The organism is Chitinophaga sp. CCNWYY40 (assembly GCF_037483205.1).
GTDB classification, from domain to species: domain Bacteria; phylum Bacteroidota; class Bacteroidia; order Chitinophagales; family Chitinophagaceae; genus Chitinophaga; species Chitinophaga ginsengisegetis.
The window spans coordinates 721,547-739,686 of record NZ_JBBHLF010000001.1 but is presented as its reverse complement, the minus strand read 5'-3'; the positions used below and the strand labels follow the sequence as shown (position 1 = coordinate 739,686).

General features: G+C 43.3%; 15 protein-coding genes. 1 reads left to right on the top strand and 14 read right to left on the bottom strand.

Going from position 1 to position 18,140, the window contains the following annotated elements:
- Positions 1 to 280: 280 nt before the first annotated feature.
- The 6 genes from V7S65_RS03060 to V7S65_RS03035 form a co-directional block, all read right to left on the bottom strand.
- A complete protein-coding gene (locus V7S65_RS03060; RefSeq protein WP_336386234.1) occupies positions 281 to 1,456 on the bottom strand; it encodes a FecR family protein in 1,176 nt (391 codons plus the stop codon).
- 78 nt (positions 1,457 to 1,534) lie between these two features.
- Positions 1,535 to 2,125, bottom strand: a complete 591-nt coding sequence (locus V7S65_RS03055; protein WP_079468295.1) for an RNA polymerase sigma factor — start codon at positions 2,123 to 2,125, stop codon at positions 1,535 to 1,537.
- Positions 2,126 to 2,256: 131 nt separating this feature from the next.
- On the bottom strand, positions 2,257 to 3,660 hold the full coding sequence (locus V7S65_RS03050) for a S41 family peptidase (protein WP_336386235.1): 1,404 nt from the start codon (positions 3,658 to 3,660) through the stop codon (positions 2,257 to 2,259).
- 70 nt (positions 3,661 to 3,730) lie between these two features.
- Positions 3,731 to 4,537, bottom strand: a complete 807-nt coding sequence (locus V7S65_RS03045; protein ID WP_336386236.1) for a helix-turn-helix domain-containing protein — start codon at positions 4,535 to 4,537, stop codon at positions 3,731 to 3,733.
- 128 nt (positions 4,538 to 4,665) lie between these two features.
- Positions 4,666 to 5,742, bottom strand: a complete 1,077-nt coding sequence (locus V7S65_RS03040) for an alpha/beta hydrolase (protein WP_336386237.1) — start codon at positions 5,740 to 5,742, stop codon at positions 4,666 to 4,668.
- A gap of 171 nt (positions 5,743 to 5,913) precedes the next feature.
- Positions 5,914 to 6,186 carry a DUF4242 domain-containing protein gene (locus V7S65_RS03035; protein ID WP_079468299.1) on the bottom strand — a complete coding sequence of 91 codons (273 nt, stop codon included), beginning with the start codon at positions 6,184 to 6,186 and terminating at the stop codon, positions 5,914 to 5,916.
- Positions 6,187 to 6,589: 403 nt separating this feature from the next.
- On the opposite strand from V7S65_RS03035, the gene V7S65_RS03030 reads away from it, so the two are divergent.
- Positions 6,590 to 7,183, top strand: coding sequence for an alpha/beta fold hydrolase (locus V7S65_RS03030; RefSeq protein ID WP_133256218.1), 594 nt, complete (start codon positions 6,590 to 6,592; stop codon positions 7,181 to 7,183).
- Between the two features lie 110 nt (positions 7,184 to 7,293).
- Here the strand turns inward: V7S65_RS03030 and V7S65_RS03025 are convergent, their stop codons facing one another.
- The 8 genes from V7S65_RS03025 to V7S65_RS02990 form a co-directional block, all read right to left on the bottom strand.
- Positions 7,294 to 8,430 (bottom strand): TlpA family protein disulfide reductase, encoded by a 1,137-nt coding sequence (locus V7S65_RS03025; protein WP_336386238.1) that lies wholly within the window; start codon positions 8,428 to 8,430, stop codon positions 7,294 to 7,296.
- A 78-nt stretch (positions 8,431 to 8,508) separates the two neighbouring features.
- The gene (locus V7S65_RS03020) at positions 8,509 to 9,519 is read right to left on the bottom strand and encodes a TlpA disulfide reductase family protein (protein ID WP_336386239.1); all 1,011 of its coding nucleotides are present in this window, start codon (positions 9,517 to 9,519) and stop codon (positions 8,509 to 8,511) included.
- A 124-nt stretch (positions 9,520 to 9,643) separates the two neighbouring features.
- Positions 9,644 to 10,357: a DUF4369 domain-containing protein gene (locus tag V7S65_RS03015; protein ID WP_336386240.1), complete on the bottom strand. Its 714-nt coding sequence runs from the start codon at positions 10,355 to 10,357 to the stop codon at positions 9,644 to 9,646.
- Between the two features lie 42 nt (positions 10,358 to 10,399).
- Positions 10,400 to 10,918, bottom strand: a complete 519-nt coding sequence (locus V7S65_RS03010) for a TlpA family protein disulfide reductase (RefSeq protein WP_336386241.1) — start codon at positions 10,916 to 10,918, stop codon at positions 10,400 to 10,402.
- Positions 10,919 to 10,976: 58 nt separating this feature from the next.
- Positions 10,977 to 12,425 (bottom strand): RagB/SusD family nutrient uptake outer membrane protein, encoded by a 1,449-nt coding sequence (locus tag V7S65_RS03005; protein ID WP_336386242.1) that lies wholly within the window; start codon positions 12,423 to 12,425, stop codon positions 10,977 to 10,979.
- A gap of 20 nt (positions 12,426 to 12,445) precedes the next feature.
- Positions 12,446 to 15,961 carry a SusC/RagA family TonB-linked outer membrane protein gene (locus V7S65_RS03000; protein ID WP_336386243.1) on the bottom strand — a complete coding sequence of 1,172 codons (3,516 nt, stop codon included), beginning with the start codon at positions 15,959 to 15,961 and terminating at the stop codon, positions 12,446 to 12,448.
- A 277-nt stretch (positions 15,962 to 16,238) separates the two neighbouring features.
- On the bottom strand, positions 16,239 to 17,429 hold the full coding sequence (locus tag V7S65_RS02995) for a FecR family protein (protein WP_336386244.1): 1,191 nt from the start codon (positions 17,427 to 17,429) through the stop codon (positions 16,239 to 16,241).
- A gap of 71 nt (positions 17,430 to 17,500) precedes the next feature.
- Positions 17,501 to 18,088 carry an RNA polymerase sigma factor gene (locus V7S65_RS02990; protein WP_235015926.1) on the bottom strand — a complete coding sequence of 196 codons (588 nt, stop codon included), beginning with the start codon at positions 18,086 to 18,088 and terminating at the stop codon, positions 17,501 to 17,503.
- Positions 18,089 to 18,140 lie beyond the last annotated feature (52 nt).

Here is an 18,140-nt window from a genome sequence, read left to right as displayed (position 1 = left end):
TTGAAACGGTCTGCCCGAAACTTCTGGCGAAACATGCAAGTGAAATCGCTATTAGCAAAAAGGTAAATTTCATTCCTGGAAAAATCCTGACGCTGGCCCGAAAACGGCCGTTTTTGAAACATCCGGACACAGGACGCCCGGACCTGAAAATAATTCTTGGCATACTTCTAGGTAGTTTGGTTGATAATTGATTAGCACTTCGTTTTTTGCGATAGAGGGAATCCTGCTGAAATGACCCTAATAACCTCCGGCAACAATACTCTCTTTATATATTAGCATGCTATGGTTGTTTACTGATAATTAATTTTCTTCCTTCCAGTCTTGAATGAACACCAAGTTTTTCCAGCCCTTCCATAAGATCATTCAGCGTCACGTCCCGTGTCATATTTCCTGTTAATTCCACATTTGGAATTCCATTTTCATAAATCACCTGGATATCGTACCAACGCTCTAACTGACGCATGATCTCCACAAATGACGAGTTATCAAAATCAAAGTATCCGTTCTTCCATGCCACCACATTTTCTATTTCCTCCTGATCAAGACTTCTGATTTCGATGTTGTTTTGAGCTCGCGCAATATTGTCATGGTTCATCTGAGCTTGCTGGCCAGGTCTGATCTTTAAAAACCGACCTCCCTGCCATCCGACTTTTACGCTTCCTTCCAGTAAAGTTGTTTTGGTGTATTGCTCGTCAGGATAAGCGTTGACATTAAAATAAGTTCCCAAAACTTCCACTTCAGTCATATCATTTACGCTCACGATAAATGGGGCATTTTGCTCTTTGGCAACCTCGAAGTAAGCTTCGCCGGTCATGGCTACTTTACGCGCCGATGAAGGAAATGCAGTAGGGAAATGAATTGAGCTGGCTGCATTCAACCAAACCATTGATCCATCCGGCAATCTTACTTTCATTTGGCGTCCTTTAGGAGTGGTAATGGTATTGTATACTACCTGATCAGTAGCGCCCTCATATACCAGGGCGCCATTTACCAATTTAGCTGTAACCCCGCCCTGAAGTGCAATGACGCCGCTTTTTATTGTGTCCAACGATATCTTCGACCCATCGGCCAAGGTAAGTATAGCCCCTTCCGTGCCCGCCTTTATCTCACTGTGGGTTATTGTTTTAGGAGTAACCGCATTTCTGTTACTGAACAATACATAACCGCCAACTGCCGCCAATAATAGTAACGAAGCAGCTGCCATCCATTTAATTACATTGGTTCTAAGACGCGCTACCGGCGTTGTACGCTTTTCCCGGAGTTCATTCCATGCCTTATTACTATCGAATTGCATTAAAATCTGCAATTCTTTTTTGAGTAAGTCTTCGTTATTCAATTCCTGGAACAATCTTTCATGCGCTTCGGAGGAAACACGCCATTGCTGCAGGTAAGCTGCCTCCTGCTCTGTTACATGACCACCATTTATGTACTTAATAATTATATCATCAATTTGCATAATACAAGATCGGTTTTCTTCCCCCACAATATATATAGGAGGAAGTCACCCAAATTCCCATGAATTTTCTAAAAAAAATTATAATTCCCCAAAAAAGACCACGAATAGAGCGAGAAGGCCTTTCTTTAAGAGTGCCGCTTTAAGCAGTTTTGCGGCAGTTTGCTTTTGGTTTAATACAGTTTTGGTGCTGATCTCTAATTGTTCTGCTACTTCGGTGATACTTTTTCCTTCAAAATATATTAGTCTGAAAACCTCGGCACAGCCTTTTGGAAGTGCGTTCAGTTGTTCATATACGGCTGAAACCACGCTGGCGCGGACTCGTTCTACATCCGATTCCCAGTCCGCTTCGTCTGCAAGATTATGCAGTTCATCAAAGGTGAACTGTTCTCTCTTTTGTTGCCCCAGAAAATGCAGACAAGCGTGGCGCGTAGCTAAAAAAAGGTAATTTTTAAGGTGGCTCAGACTCTTGAATTGTTTGGGCCGTGCAATTATCTGCACAAGAATATCAGAGGCGATATCCTTTGATTCTTCAGGATTGTCAATAATTTTAAAGGCATAGTAGCTAAGTTGCCCAAAATAGTCCTTGTACACCAGCTCAAAAGCTCTCCTGTTACCCTTTTCAATAAGAGATAACAACTCCGTCTCCTCAATTGACTTAATTCCTGACAATTATATGTTTTTTTCCAAAGCTGCAAACTATAATAAAAATCCCAAAATAAATAATACCGGGGCCGGATTAATGCTGAGCGCCTGGTTGATGGATAAAGGCCGCCGGTGGTACAGGTCTTACTTTGCCAATCTCATTCCTCTATGTATCGCCATGCAAATGCTACCCAGTCCTCTACAGAACTGTCAAGATAGATATCCGGCTGGATGCCGATATTGTCTATCGGGTAGTCAGGCAGGCGCATTGCGCGATAGGTAGGCATGAATACCTGGTAACCCGGGCATCCGAAATCTACCAGGTAGGCATTGCCGTAATCCAATGCACCATAACTGGGTACGCCCAATACCTTGACCTTCCTGCTCTGCTTTGCGATGAACAAAAAATACTCGGCCGAACTTCCTGTTCCCTTATCTGCAAGAATAACAACCTGCCGGGGACTTTTAGCGGCCGGCTCAACGTTTTCGATATACACAGGTTTACCTGCATCGCTAAAGTTCACGAAATGACCCAGGTTCTTTTTTAACTGATCTATTTGTTTGTCGATTTCATCTGTTGGGGTATTCTTATCCAGGCTCTTTTTGTATGCCTCGAGATTTCCGATATAAGTTTGCGTAGCCAGGAACTCCGCCCCGGTGTTGCGTATTGATTTTCCGGAGATGTACGGAAGAAGTTTCTGATAAGCATCCGTAGTTCCCCCGGGATTGCCACGAAGGTCGATGATCAGGTTCTCGCTACCTTCAATTTGCGTTCTGTTCTGCGAGATCAGCTCATCAATTTTTTCCAGGTACCGGTATTCAAAACTTGGCAATTTAAGGATCGATGTCCTGGGAGATAGTTTCCTGAAATAAAAACCCGCAAGCTCCTTTAGTTTTTCTTCCAGTTGGGCTGCGCTTGTCGTTGGTGCCGGAAGTTCCCTGACCAGCGCCATACCAACAGCGTCCAAAAACAGGATACCCTCCTTATGCATGGTATAACGTCCCTTTTTCTTCGACCGGTCAAGCATTGAATACTCGAAAGAACCGTCCGGAAACAACCTGAACTTTATATCTCCTGCTTTCCAGGATGCAGATTCTGCCCCGATAATAAACCCGGTATATTCATTTCCACTCAATTTTTTAATCCCAATCCTGTAGCCTTCTGTAGACCATACCCCTTCCAGCGGATCCTTTGTGAGCTTAATTTTATCCTGAAAATCCCTGATATCAAAGGATATGGATTCTGCAGGGCCACTGTTACCGGAAGAAAAAGGAGATCCGTTTGAACCCACCCATAAATGGGGATCTTTGAAGAAATCGGTATACCTCTTCAGGATTTTTTCGCAGCCAGGCTTATCTGCTGTTTTAGCCTCCCTGGTCAGATGCTGTTTTAGTTCTTCATAGGGTAATCCTTCCTTCGTTTTGTCCGCAAAACCCGGATATTCGGTCTCCACTTTCTTTACCAGTTTTTCCAATGTCACCGCGCAGTTGCAGCCTGATTGCTGCGCATATATCGAAAATGAAAACATATTAAAAGCGAGACAAAGCAGCCATTTCTTCATATTAATATCTATTGATCGAGCCGCAAATATAGCTCCGTCACTATGGCTAAAATTGTAAAAATGTAAACTGCTAGATAAACAGCCAGATGGAGGCGCTGTCTGTATCCACCTTCTTAAAGAAAGTATAGGGGTTAACGTTGGTAAGTTGTTTAAAGTCCTTTATCAGGTGTGATTGATCATAAAAAAGGCTCTCATAAGACAGTTCCGTAAGGTTCCTGACATCTCTCTGTTTTGCTATCGCCTTTCTAAACCGGTGGATTCTGTAGAATTCTGAGGGCGATTTACCGACGTTCCTGGTAAAAAGCCTGTTGAGATATTGTCTCGAAAAGTTATTGTTACGGGCAATCTCCTCTATCTTCAAACCAGATTCGATATCGGATATAATTCTCTCCATCAATCCGGGTTCCCGTGGATTGAGTTTTGAAATCCAGTAGTCTTCCAGGCTTTTCCGCTGAAGGATCCTGTCATCTTCAAGCAGGATCTGCTTCATCGCCGGTATAAAATCGGCAAAGGGATTAAAATCCACCGCATTTTCCTGTTCAAAAAGCTCGTGGGCATTATCCAGGAAATAATTGATGGCCAACGGCTTGAAATAAATCGTAATCTCGTTTACCCCGCCCTCAAATATAACTTCGATCGGAGCGATATACCGCGATACAAAGTTGGCTACAATGTTCTCCTGCCGGGAAGGTCTGACGGTGATTTTGTTATTCCCTGCTTCAATCTCAATATCCCGGCTCACTGATACGATAAAGTAGTTGTTCGGAAATGTCCAGTAATGTAGCTGTTCGGAATTTTTACCGGGGGAAATAAAATAATAACCTTCTATATATCTTTGTAAGATCTCATTTACCGGCCTGTAAAATTCCATTTTCATCTTCCAGTTAAATTTTTATTCCTGTCCCGCATCATGAGCGCAGGACCCGCGTGTATGTTTTTTTAAGGAGATGCAAATATAACATTTAGCAGGAAGAAACGGTCTGCCAGACGAAGCAGCACAGTTTGCTACTTTGTATTTTGTTTAAACAATAAATGCTTTGAAAAGAATTGCAGCATATTTTCTTCAATTCTGTTTGCAATGCGGTTGATATGGTCACCTTCATAAATTTCGAAGAAATGTTCGATCCTGTATTTGCTTAGTTCTTCATCCAGCGTTTTAATACTCTCCGCTATGGCCCTATCCTTATCGCCCGCATCAAAACCGATAGACTTTAATTTTCTGATGTTATAGATATACTGATCCAAATTGTTTATTGGACGGTTCGCGTCCCACTTTTGTAATATTTGCGGTTGCAAATTTCCATTCTTTACCGGAAGATCAAGATAAAATGGTGGATTTCCCGGATTAGGCGACCAGGCCGCCGCAGACGCAAAGAGCGCTTTAGTGAAAAAATCTGATTTCTGAAATTCTTCTATCGTCTTAATGCTGTCTGCCCGGAGAAGTTGTGGCAGCAAGGTTTCCGATGACATTGCAGGAGAGTTCAGGCAACAGGGGCTCAGCAAGTATACCGTTGAAAATACACCAGGATTCTTCTCCCCGATCCGTAATGCGCCGTAGCCGCCCATTGAGTGACCGCATAAGCCCCTGCTCTCTTTCTGTGCGAGGGTGCGGTAGTGACTATCAATATAACCTACCAGTTCGCTGGCTACAAAGTCTTCCCAATTTCCGGTTGTTACTGAATTGGAATACATACTTCCCTGGAAAAGTGTATAGGCATCGGGAGTAACCACAATCATTTCATGACCCGGGCTTTGGGAAAACGCGGTATCCAATATGGGGGGCAGCGTCATCCAGTGCTTTTGAAATCCATAAAATTTTGCATCATTGTCCGTGTAGCCATGCAGGAAGTAAACCACCGGATAGCGTTTCTTAGTACCGGAACTATAGCCGGCAGGCAGGTAAACAGACACATAGCGGTCGGCACTGTCGCCACTGAGATTACCTTCCAGCAACTTGCTGTGAACTTTTATCCGCTGTACTGTACCCTTTGCAATTCTCGGCTGCTGCGCCAGGCTTTGTACGGAACAAGACAATAATATAAAGACGAAAGCAATAGAAAGAGAGGCCAGGTATTTTATCATAAGACTACAATTGGGTTATAATTAGCGGAGGTAATATACAAATTTGGACACCAAAATGTAGCATGGGGTGGCCCACAAAAAAACAAAAAAAGCTAAGCGCCGGTAAATACTCCTATTTACGGGTGATTCCCCTTTGCGACACAGGGGCGTTTTAAAGGATATAGTTATGTTTTACTCTGCAGTTGCAGGATCAATAATGGCAGCCACCTCACTGATAGTGTTGGCTGGGAATCCGCCCTGTTTGGCGTGTTCGCGGATCATTTCTTCATTAGGGGCAATATAAACACAATAGATCTTATCGGTTGTCACATAACTATGCACCCATTGGATTTGTGGGCCCATATTACTTAGTACACCGCAGGAAGCTTGTGAAATTGCTTTTAATTGTTCTCCTGATAATTTACCTGCACCAGGGATTTCGCGTTCAATAACATACTTAGGCATAATTTTAGTTTTAATGCTGATCCTATGACAGTTAAATCTTGCTCGTTGTAGGGGCTTTTACAGGTTTGGCATTTTAGGAATAGCCAATGGAGTAACATATCCTAAATGTAAGCAATTATTTTAAGATCCGCCGGATTTCCGTGGTGACCATGCCTGTATATATGCTAACTCTGCCGATGGGCCAACATATGATTGTTTTAATGAGTAACTTTTTCTAATAATATCGTAACCTACATTACAAGAAGCGGGGAAATTTATGACGCAAAATGTGAAAGTGATTTTTTTTGTTTTATTAATGTTCTGCAGCTTCCTGGCTGGTGCCCAAACCACGAAGGATACAGCTAAAAAGGAACAAAAGACAGTATATTTTTTTAGTGGTATCGGGGCAGATTCAAGCATCTTCATGAACCTGAAACTTCCGGGCTACCATAAAGTTTACGTCTCCTGGATCCCTGCGTTGCCGGATGAATCAATAACGGAGTATGCCGGCAGGATAAAGAGCCAGATCACCGTTGAAAATCCGTATATAATCGGTCTTTCTTTTGGAGGCATCGTGGCGGTAGAAGTATCCAAACAGATAAGGGTAAAGAAAATGGTATTGATCTCTTCGGTCAGAACAAAAAAAGAGTTGAACAAAGTGCAGTTTTTTTTCATAAAACTGGGACTATACCGGATCATTCCCGCGTCATTAATAAACCGTACCAATTTTCTTACCTATCGCTACTTTGGCGCCCGGTCACAGAATGACAAAAAAGCGCTGACGAAATTATTGAAAGATACAGATGTCACCTTTTTCCGCTGGGCACTGAAAAGCATTGGTCATTGGAATAATAAAGAAGCGCCTGAAAAAACTATTCAAATTCATGGAACGGCCGACAGGGTAATAGCCAGCAGACTTGTGCATCCCGATTATCGCATTAAGGGCGGAGGACATCTCATGGTTTTTAATAAAGCGGATCCCATTAGTAAAATCATCATGAATTACTTTCGTGAATAATATTTGACCTGCCGGAAGGTAAATGCGTGTTTGGAACAACTCTTTCCTGAAAAGCAACAGCCAGGCAAGTGCCCGGCTGTTACTGTTGCCTATCACGATAGCAGTATTTTTTATTTAAGCATTTTTTCAAGCGTTTTCTCCAGCTGCTTACCCCGGAGATTTGTAGCAATGATGATACCATTAGGATCTACCAAAACATTGTCAGGGATACCCGTAACCGCGTACGCCGTCGCCGTTGAATTGTTCCCTTTTAAATCCAATACCTGCGTCCAGGGAAGCTTATCTTCTTTCACCGCTTTTATCCACTCCTCTTTTTTAGCATCTACCGAAATACTCAATACTTCAAAGTTCCTGCTTTTGAATTGATTGTAGGCACGTAATACGTTGGGGTTTTCGGCTCTGCATGGTCCACACCAGCTGGCCCAGAAATCAACCAATACATATTTCCCTTTGTAAGATGCCAAAGATACGGGTGTTCCATCCGCGGTATTTAATGTAAAATTTTTTGCAGCATTACCGATTTTCTTCATGGAAAACCCTGCAGACATTGACTTCAAACCAGCATATACGGAAGTTTTACGCATACGCTCACTTAATAGGTCCAGCATCCGGTTAAAGGTGGGTACATCTCCATTACTTTGCTCCCCGGTTAAATTAAGACTGAAGTAGCTATCCGGATGCTGCTCTACAAAACGCAATTTCAAATCACTTATCTGTTTCAATAACTGTTTTTCAGCTGCTGAGGGCTCTCTCTCCACAGTCTCTTCCGCGTTCTCATCGTCCTCATCGTTACTTTCATTTCCTCTTTCCATTCCTCTTATCGAATCCAAAGAACGTTTGAGCGCATCCTCCCTGGCTCTGAATCCCTCATAAACAGCTTGTTTGCCACCCTCCACCACTACATCATTTATTGTTTCGCCTTTAATGGTTACGTCACCTTCCAGGAAAAAACTCCTGGCGCCCATTAAATGTATATTGGGCTTTACCCACGACCAAAATGCAGTATCCAACATGGTCAGGTTAGGATGATGAAGGATGACTTTAAGCAAGGCATCAGCCGGACGACCGGAACCTTTGAATTCAAAAGTGCCATTATTTGAAACCTGTTTCAGTACTTTCCCGTCATATTGGAGACTGATATCAGCAGGTATATTAAGTCCGGATAATTTTCCCTTAACCGTAAAATTCTGGCTATTGGCAGTAAGCATTGCTGTCAACGCGTAAACTAATATTAGCAACTTTTTCATAATATTTTTTTTTGACTGATTGCTATTAAAGGTCGCAATCTGATGATAGTAAATGGTATATTAAACGTGTATTGATCCTTATTTAAGCAATTGTGAGAGTTTGGCGTCCAAAGCCTCTCCTTTCAGATTTCTGCTTACAATTTTTCCGTTGGGGTCAATCAAAAAACTCTGCGGAATTTGTGTAATCCCATACATTTTTGCCACCTGATTAGAAGCAGTCTTCAAATCGATGACCTGCGTCCAGGGCAATTGATCCTCTTTGATTGCTTTCAGCCAGAGATTTTTTTGTGTATCGAGCGAAACAGCCAGGACCTGAAAATTTTTATCCTTGTACTTATTGTAAGTATTTTTCAGCTCAGGATGAGTTGCTCTGCATGGACCGCACCAGCTTGCCCAAAAATCAAGCAATACATACCGTCCTTTGAAAGAAGCCAGTGATACCGGTTTACCTTCCGTATCGGGAAGTGTAAAATCTATCGAAGGTTGGCCTACATCAAACTTAAGGGCTATTTCCAGTTCCTTTTTAAAAGCGATACCATCTTTTGTCTGCTGTATTCTTTTGCTTAAGCTGCCAAACAATTGTTGAGCCCTCGTGGGTTGCATCTTTACGGAATTATATGTCAGCTTATCCAAGCCAACATAACTGTCGGGATACTGCTTAATCAATTTGGCGATATCCTGTTCAGTATCCATACCGAAATTTTTGGGATCCTGTTCCCGGGCGCTATACTCCCGGAAAATCTTCTGCTCTTTACCTGTGCTTATGATCTTTGCGGTACCACTTTTATCAAAATCGACCGTGATAGCATTTGGGTCCATATAAAAGAATGCAGCGTATTCTTCTTCTCCGGATGAACCGGGAGTCATCAAATCTATCACTACCAGCTCAGGTCTCCGGGTATTTCCTTTAAATCCAAAGACTCCATTCTTAATGTTAACGGTATCACTTTTAGCATCGCCTCCATATGTCAATACTGCACGGGTAGCAGATATATTGGGAGCAACTTTCCCCTTAATATTAAAACTCATCTGTGCAAACACGGATGTAGTCATAAAAGAGGTTACTGTCAGAAAAAATAATCTATTCATATGCATGTTTTATCTCTCATTGATTTTTGATTATCCTTATTTGAGCGCAGCACGAATTGCATCCATATCGTGTCCGGGGCCGGCAGCCGGGATTTTCCATGGTTTTCGTTTTTAGCGCTTTCAATTAAAACTTATCAGTCAGCATTTTTCCGGGAAAGGATTTGCGCGCCGATGGACTAAGTTTCTCCATTGCTGCTTTATACCTCTTATCCTCATCCTGCCTGGCCAGATAAGTGTAAATCACGTAAGCATTGATGTCCGAAGCGGGATTTTCTTCCAGCCACCGCCAAGCTATTTCCAGGGTTTTATCACGGGCTTCCTGATCCACTTTGGTTTCCCTTTCCAGGAAAGCTTTATCTTTAAAAAGACCTTCATAAGAACCTGTGCTGGCCATCAGCGCCATAGCGGTATCGTAAATCGCTTTCTTTCTGCCGAACACCTCCTGACTTTCCATTATCTCCGTGAACCGGGTATAATCTTTCATATACCTATCATTACCTGAAACGACAGCCTTTTTAAGTTCGCCACGTTTCCCGGTTAGCCGCACTATTCCTGCATCCAGGTACAATGTCCGGTGTTCAGGATTTTGTCCGATTAACCCTATGCGAAGCACATAGATACCTGCGCCGGGAAGTTTGGTTTTAAACCTGAAAGCATCATTGCTTACAACCGCAGTATCATGAAATCTCTTTCCTTTCAGATCAGAACGGGGCCGGAGGTCGGTTAAGATTACTTTTGTACCAGGTTGCAGGTCTTTCAACTCCCCGGTAAATTCCAATTCCTGTGCATTCGTAGTGATGGCTGTTAAAACCAATATAAACAATGGGATAATTTTCATTTTGCAATGCTTTAAAAGATAAATTCTTTGAGCCATGTTTTTTTACCTGCCGTATTTTTCAAACAGATCCTGCAGCATTTCATCTGTAACATCATGACCGTTTCCGGAAAAGCGAACAATACCCTTAGGATCGACTATGATCATATGGGGTATTCCTACGATCTTATAATCGTCGTTCCACGCTTTGGCCTTTTGCATCATACTGTAAAATTCAATGGGAGCTTTTTCAAAAACATATACGTCCTCCGGCGCTTCATTTGTAGTTGAGGCAATGAATGCTATCTTATCTTTGTATTTGCGATGTAGTTCATTAACATGAGCAAACCCGGAAATGCAGGGTCCGCAATGGGTTCCCCAGAAATCCAGCGCCACAAATTTCCCTTTCATATCCGGTATCTCAGAAAGCCACTCTTCCACTTTCAATGCCGGCGCTTTCGTACCAACAGGCAGTCCTCCTATCATTTTTGACACCTTTTTTTTCCCGGCTTCACTTTTCGATTGAGCATGAGAACAGGTAACTGCTCCAAGAAGGAGCAATGCCAATACTATTGTTGTTTTCATTTGTATATTTTTTTAGTGTTCTGCTATTGCCGGATCATTTTTCCAAACAGTCTTTTAATTAAGGGTTCTCAATAAGTAACGGATGCTGAGAGGTAAGTTTTCTTCCAAACTTCAACACCAGCCGCTCCGGAGTGAGGGTATAAGATTCCACTACATCGCCGGTAACTGAATACAGTTTATGGGTATAATTAATTGTATTGCTATAAACCGGATCTGTAGATAAACGACGTACATCGTACCATCTCATACCTTTTAAGGCAAATTCCCTGATCCGTTCTTCCAGGATAAAGCGGACCAACTGCTGCTGATTAGCCGCAATGCCGGCCGGAACAGCAGCCGCCACAGCAGGCATCCGGTTGGCCCTTAGTAATTCCACATCGGCTTTTGCACCTGCCAAATCATTTGCACGTGCTTTCAGTTCAGCACGCATTAAATACATATCCGGCAAACAAATTCCTACTTCTGCACTAAATCTTGGATAGCGTCTCATTCCATTGGGAAAAATAACCGTTCCAAAAAGTTCAGTATTCGAATAGATCTGTAACCTGAAATCAGAGGGATCATAAAGGGCTGCAACTTCCGGTCTGCATACAAATGCATTGGCCGAGCCAATATAAAAAGCGCTTAAACTCATATTCAATATACTTTCCTGATCCTCTCCCAAAAAAGAATTTGGCATTAATGCAGGTCCAAAATATGCAGGATCAGCTGGTTGCCAGGTTCCATCCGGACTAAGCGTAACATTATAATCGTATAAACCGACAGGTTTTGTTGCTCCTGTTAAGGCACTGAAAGCCTTATCCAGGTGCTCACGGGATGCGGTATAATTATGCATGTAGAGATAAACTCTTGCAAGAATTCCTTCGGCAGCAGGCTTTGATATTTTAAGTGAATGGGAGAAAGGTTTCGATAAATTTGGTAATGCCTCCGTGATATCATTGATGATGAACTCATAAACTTCCTTTACAGTAGCCCTTTTATAATCAGTTTTGGTTACATCAGCAGCGGTAATAATCGGTACGCCCCAATCAGTAGCTGCTGTTGCCTCATTGTAAGGCTTGCCAAAATCATTTAAAAAGAGCAAATGGCAAACCGCCCTGCCTACCTTAGCTTCCGCCATGATCTGGGCCTTTTGTTGTTCAGTGCCGCCGGTGGAAGCATCTATCTCTTCAATGATCTTATTAAAAGCATAGTTCGATTTAAGATACCCCATTTCCGGCAGATCGTCCGGCAGCAAGGCATCGCCAATATATTTGAACAGGCGCTGCCTGTATACAGATGCCCCGCCAAAATAGCTCTGCTGTGCAGCCACCTCGTCTCCCAGAAACCCTGCGGCTGTTGAAGGGTCTACTTTAGTGGTGTTCAGCAATGCTTCATAATCCTGGGTGGCCTTTGCAATAAGCGCCCCTTTAGGTTCTACTTCCAGGTATCCTTTTTTACAGGAGGCCGTAACTACAATCACTGCTGTGAGAAAGAGTAAAATATATCGTCTGTTTGGAATACGCATAATTTGAACGTTTATCAGGCCTAAAATGAAACATGTGCACCCAGGGTAAGGCTACCCTGACCAGTACGTAAGGTTCTACCGGATCCATAGAGTCCGGAATCCTGGAATTCCGGGTCAATTCCCAGTTTATTTGCTTTCCATAGCATCAGGTTTGACACCTGTGCCCTAAAGGTTATTGCCCGGACCTTCAGCTGGTTGATTAATTTTTCCGGAAGATTGTAAGCCAGTGTTATATCTCTCACTTTAACAAATGAGGCATTGAACACATTAATGTTGGCAGCAGTATAGTAAGTGGTATTTCTATCGCTGTTCTCAGCCTTGTTGCCTATGTAGCGGGGAATATTTGTTTTGTTCTCATCTCCGCGGACTTTCCACCTGTCGGCAAATTCTGCATGAACGTTGTCATACATTGGTTCGCTCCAAAACGTATTAACATCACGGAACATCACATGACCCAGGTTGTACACCAGGTTAACGTTTAAAGAGAAATCCCTGTAACTAAAGCCATTTGATAATCCACCGGCCCAAAGCGGTTGCGTGGTTCCCATAAATTTTACATCTGTGGCCTTTGAAGCAACAGGATCAGTGGTGATGGTTCCATCTGCGAGCCTGATTTGCGGATCCCCGTTGTTGTTCAGTCCTGCATAATCAAATGCGAACAATGAAAAAGCAGGATAGCCTGCCACATAACGCTGGCTGATCATTTCCGTTCCGGTGGCAATTGTACCCAGGGATTCTATCCGGATAACCTTGTTTTTATTATAGCCCAGGGTAAAATTAGTACTCCAGAAAAAATTCTTACCAACCACATTAATCGAGTTCAAACCAATTTCAAACCCCTTATTTTGTATGGATCCCAGGTTCCCTACCACATTCTGATAGCCTGAAAAAGGACTCACCGGCAGGTTACCCAACAGATCTGTTGTGTTTTTGATATAAGCATCTATGGATCCGCCTAATCTTCCTCCAAGCAAACCAAAATCTACCCCGGCGTTTTTAATGACGGTACTCTCCCAGGTTAGTTTATCGTTACCCGGCGTGCCGATAATCAGCCCCATGCCTGTTACATAATACGGGCCTGCATCCGCTTTTAAAATATCGTAAGATGCAGCTGTACCCGGTTGCGGCGCATTTCCTGCAACGCCGTAAGTAGCCCTCAGATCAAGTCTGTTTAACCAGTCATTACCCGGCATAAATGACTCTTCACCAAGTCTCCATTTTCCGCCTATACTCCACACCGGTCTGTTTTGTGCAGATTTATCCCTGCCAAACAAATTGCTCTGATCATTTCTCCAGCTACCATTCAGTGTATATTTACCCATGTAGCTGTAACTCAGGTTTGAATAATAAGAGCTGGTTCTGACTACAGGTGATTCTCCCCCGGTAAAATTCTGATCTAAAAATGTAGAGGCATTGGTTATTGTACCATCCACTCCGGCGTTTAATGTTTTGTAATCTATCGGCTGTCCAATCTGCAGTTTATCGTCCCAGCCTCTTACAATGATCTGTGTTGCTCTTCCATACTGTGAAGTGGCCTCTTGTCCGGCGAGCACGGTTAACTGATGTTTTTGCCAGTTCTGATCAAAAACAAGCTGGTTCCTGATGGAGTAATTTTTCAGGTAGGAGTTATTCTCTGTTAGTCTGCCGCCACTGTTTGGCAGATAATAAACAGGGGCTTCTCCGGGCACCGCCACGGTAAAGTCCAGCAATTCCCTACGCACGGAATAACTGTTGGCGTCCAAAAACCCTGTTGCGTTGGCCGACAAAATATTGTACCCATAGTTTCCTTCAAAACGCAGGTTTTTCAGAATCTTAACGGTACCTCCTCCTACTATCCTGCTGTATAGCTGGTCACTTTTATTATAGCCGAGGTTACGCTCATTGAGCGGGTTATATTCAAGGTTAATCCCGCTCCGGTTCTGATAATCCAGTCTTCTTGCGTCGCTGAAATCCCCCATATGATTAATGGTTAAGGGATTACCGGCAGCATCTTTGAATAACTGATAAGGAACAAAGTTTGGACTTAATGATATATCAATGGGAGATGAAGTTTGGCTATTGCTGATATCGGTAATCAGGAAAAGCGAGATGCTTTTGTTGAGAACAAGATCCTGGCGAAAGTTGATTTTATAAAGATCATCCTTTTGACCGGGTTGATTTGATCTGGTTCCGGTATAGCTGACGGATCCATAAAATGCATACGCCTTTCCCCCGCCGGATACAGAAATGGTTTGGTTGGTCAGTGTGGCATTCCGGTAAAAAAGGTCTGCAATTTCACCTGTGTTGTTTATGGCAGCCAGGCTATCCAGGCTTTTGGTTTCCTGCGCAGCGGAAATCAGCCCGGCCTCCCTGTTGTACTGGATAACCTGATGAGGGCGTAGCGATGCTAACTGTGATGCCAAACCAAAGGGATAACTGGCTTTACTCTGCTGAAATACCTCTCCGGAGGCGGTAATGAAATCCCTGCTGTTCAGCCTTTGGATATAGTTCAGGTCCGGCTTTCCCTGAAAATTTACAAATCCATCATATTCAATACTCAGCTTATTACCTGCTTTCCCTTTTTTTGTGGTAACCACGATAACGCCATTAGCGGCCCTTGTACCCCATATAGAAGCGGCCGTTGCATCTTTTAGCACCGTAATATCTTCCACATCCTGTGTATTGATAGCGGATATATTATCCTGGGGAACACCGTCGACCACAATCAACGGGCTTCTGCTGGCGCCGCCTGGTACGGCGTTGCCAAACTCATCATATAGGCCAATTGTTGCCAGTCCCCGTACTAAAAAAGGGTTCTGACTGGCACTGGGCGCGTTATTCACAACCAGTCCGGGTACAAGTCCATCTAATCTCGAAAGGATATTTGCACTACCGGAACGGTTCTTCATAATATCCAAATTAGGTTTGGAAAAAGAACCTGCACTTCGTTCCCTTGAAATTTTCTGGTACCCGGTAGAAACTATTTCCGCGGCTTCCAATACTGTTTCAACTGCATTGAGTGTAATCTTTATGGCTTCCTCGCCGGTGATTTTTACTTCTTTCTCTTCGAAGCCAATGTAGCTTACTACAATAACTGCCCCCGGTTCAACAGCTATCTGAAAGTTCCCGTGCTCATCGCTGACGGCGCTTACCTTTTGCCCTTTTACCCGGATTGTTGCGCCTATCAATGGTTGTTTGTCGTCGCCCAAAACAGTACCGAAAACTTTTATGGGAACGACAAAATCCGATGCCTTCACCGGCTTCTCCCGGTATTTGATTAAAATATTTCCTTTAGAAATTTCGTAACTCAGCTGCTCCTGTTTCAGAACAGTTTTTAAAAAATCTTCTACAGGCATATTACGTGCCTCTAAGGTAACGGGACCGGCGTTTTTGATTTGTTCACTATTGTAAAAAACGCTTAAACCGGTTTGCTTCTCAATAATTTTAAAAACGTTTGATAAAGGCATTTTCTTTGCGCTCAAAGTGACTGATTGAGCTATGGCTGATGCCTGCACCTGAAAAAAAGCGACAGTTAGAAAAACGATTGTTAGTTTCATAGCTAACAGTATTTTGGTTGATAGCCCCGGCCCCGTGCGTTCATTCGGAGATACACCGGCTCCTGACGGCTGGTTTAAAGCAGAAAATTGCATAACTTTGTCCTGGTTTGGTTGATAAATAAGCAGTACTTCTTCGAGTGAAAATTGTTTTTATTGGTTAACCAAATAATCCTACCGGAGATGTTACCAGCATCTTCGGTTTTTTATTTGATCCCCCTGGTTTACTTACTATGAAATTGTAATGGTTGTTATGGCACAGGAATTAATATCTCTGAAATCAGTTATTCAATATAACCAGCCTGTTGTTAGCTTCCAGCCTGTAACGCAGGCCCACTCCTTCAAGGAAATGCAGCACCTCAGACAAAGGTAAATTCCTTTTAAAAGTACCTCCAAACTGAATTTCACGAACAGGCCGTTCATACACAACCTGTATATCATACCATCTTGCCAGTTGCCGCATGGCCTCTTCAAACGGCTTATTATCAAAATTAAATACTCCATTTTTCCAGGCCAGGTCCTGTTCAAGATCGGCAGCCATCACTTTACCGGAGCGGTAGGCTTGTCCCGGTTTCAATACCGTGGATCCAATTTTCACGCTTCCTTCCAGCAACGATATTTTATCTGCAACCTCATCAGCATAGGCATTTACGTTGAAACTGGTGCCAAGCACCTGGATGGTGGTTCCCCTGGTTTTTACGAAGAAGGGTCTGTTGTGATCAGGCGCTACTTCCAGGTAAGATTCGCCGGAAATCTCTATTGTTCTGTGCCCGGTGAATGCAGTAGGGAATCGCACACTCGATGCGGCGTTTAGCCATACTTTGGTGCCATCGGGTAAGATCAGTTGATATTGCCCCCCTTTTGGCGTACTGACTTTATTATACAATTGCTCTCCACCGGTGTTCCGGCCTTCATATGCAAGCATGCCTGCATCCCGCTTAATGATCTTTAAACCTCCCTGGCTGGCGAGGGATCCGTTCGCTGCGCTGTCGAGAACAATAGTGCTGCCATCAGACAACGTCAGCGTAGCCTTATTGCCCCCCGGAAGAATATCCGGCTGCACCTTTGAAGGAACGTGGGCCATTTCGTTTTTGGGCGACTGGTACATCAAATATAATACGGTTGCGGCTCCGGCCAATAGTAGAATCATGGCTGCATAACGGAGCCAGGTGCTTCGGAGCGGGAAAGGAGAACGATGATTAACCGCAGACTCAGTGTCTGCGGTTAGAGGCAACAAACCAGTGGTTGGTTCTGATTTCAATATTGCTGATAGTATTTCTGCAGTTCTTTCTTCCGGGATTTTTTTCAGACCCACGGGGTCCATTTCTAATTTATCTAATATCTCTACAGATAACCACTCATGATAGCTGCGATTCTGCAACATGAGTGCAAACTCACGCTCCTCTTCCGGAAGAAGGGTACCTTCTACATATTTATCCAGTAGTTCAAGAAAATAATGCCGTGTATCCATCCGGAAGTTCCCCTTTTAAGACTAAAGACCGGCAGGTGTTATAAATGGAGTACAGGGAGCGCAAAAATTTTTTAATAATTCATTAAAATAAATAAAATTATAAAAAGGTCGCCCCGCTGTTTAAGATAAGACCGGATACCTTGCCGGGCCCTTTGCATATGAGTTTTTACAGTTAAAACCGAAATGCCGAGACGGTCTGCAATAGCCTCGTAGCTTAACTTTTCTTGTTTGGCCAGGGAGAATACCATCCTTTGCTGCTGCGGAAGAGAAAGGAGCGCTTCATTCAGCACCAGGAGCAGCTGCTCCTGGTGCTGCGCTATTTCAGTTATAGGCTGGGTTGGACCGGCCTGGCTGCCCCAGGCATGTTCCAGCGCTTTGTTATTTGCCCATTTTTCCAGGTATTTGATCACCTGGTTCCGGCTGAGAATAAATAACCAGGACCTGAAATCGTCCAGTTCCTCCAGTGACTCCCTTTTTTTCCAGACAGTCAGAAATACTTCCTGAACAATTTCCTCTGCAATCGTATCGTCCTTTGAATAAAGTCCGGCAACGTGATAAACCCTGTCCTTATATTCCAAAAATAATTGTTCAAATGCCTGGTGAGAACCAGCGGCCACCTGCCGGAGCAGTTCTTTTTCGCTATCTTTCTGTAAGTACACCAAATGCAGTGTTTATTGGTTGGAGGGTAAAGTTATAGGAAAATAGACACAT

Excerpts from the sequence above, each read along its gene's own strand:
- V7S65_RS03060 (WP_336386234.1), bottom strand. The coding sequence starts at position 1,456 with ATGCAAATTGATGATATAATTATTAAGTACATAAATGGTGGTCATGTA.
- V7S65_RS03050 (WP_336386235.1), bottom strand. The coding sequence starts at position 3,660 with ATGAAGAAATGGCTGCTTTGTCTCGCTTTTAATATGTTTTCATTTTCG.
- V7S65_RS03045 (WP_336386236.1), bottom strand. The coding sequence starts at position 4,537 with ATGAAAATGGAATTTTACAGGCCGGTAAATGAGATCTTACAAAGATAT.
- V7S65_RS03040 (WP_336386237.1), bottom strand. The coding sequence starts at position 5,742 with ATGATAAAATACCTGGCCTCTCTTTCTATTGCTTTCGTCTTTATATTA.
- V7S65_RS03035 (WP_079468299.1), bottom strand. The coding sequence starts at position 6,186 with ATGCCTAAGTATGTTATTGAACGCGAAATCCCTGGTGCAGGTAAATTA.
- V7S65_RS03030 (WP_133256218.1), top strand. The coding sequence starts at position 6,590 with ATGAACCTGAAACTTCCGGGCTACCATAAAGTTTACGTCTCCTGGATC.
- V7S65_RS03025 (WP_336386238.1), bottom strand. The coding sequence starts at position 8,430 with ATGAAAAAGTTGCTAATATTAGTTTACGCGTTGACAGCAATGCTTACT.
- V7S65_RS03020 (WP_336386239.1), bottom strand. The coding sequence starts at position 9,519 with ATGAATAGATTATTTTTTCTGACAGTAACCTCTTTTATGACTACATCC.
- V7S65_RS03015 (WP_336386240.1), bottom strand. The coding sequence starts at position 10,357 with ATGAAAATTATCCCATTGTTTATATTGGTTTTAACAGCCATCACTACG.
- V7S65_RS03010 (WP_336386241.1), bottom strand. The coding sequence starts at position 10,918 with ATGAAAACAACAATAGTATTGGCATTGCTCCTTCTTGGAGCAGTTACC.
- V7S65_RS03005 (WP_336386242.1), bottom strand. The coding sequence starts at position 12,425 with ATGCGTATTCCAAACAGACGATATATTTTACTCTTTCTCACAGCAGTG.
- V7S65_RS03000 (WP_336386243.1), bottom strand. The coding sequence starts at position 15,961 with ATGAAACTAACAATCGTTTTTCTAACTGTCGCTTTTTTTCAGGTGCAG.
- V7S65_RS02995 (WP_336386244.1), bottom strand. The coding sequence starts at position 17,429 with ATGGATACACGGCATTATTTTCTTGAACTACTGGATAAATATGTAGAA.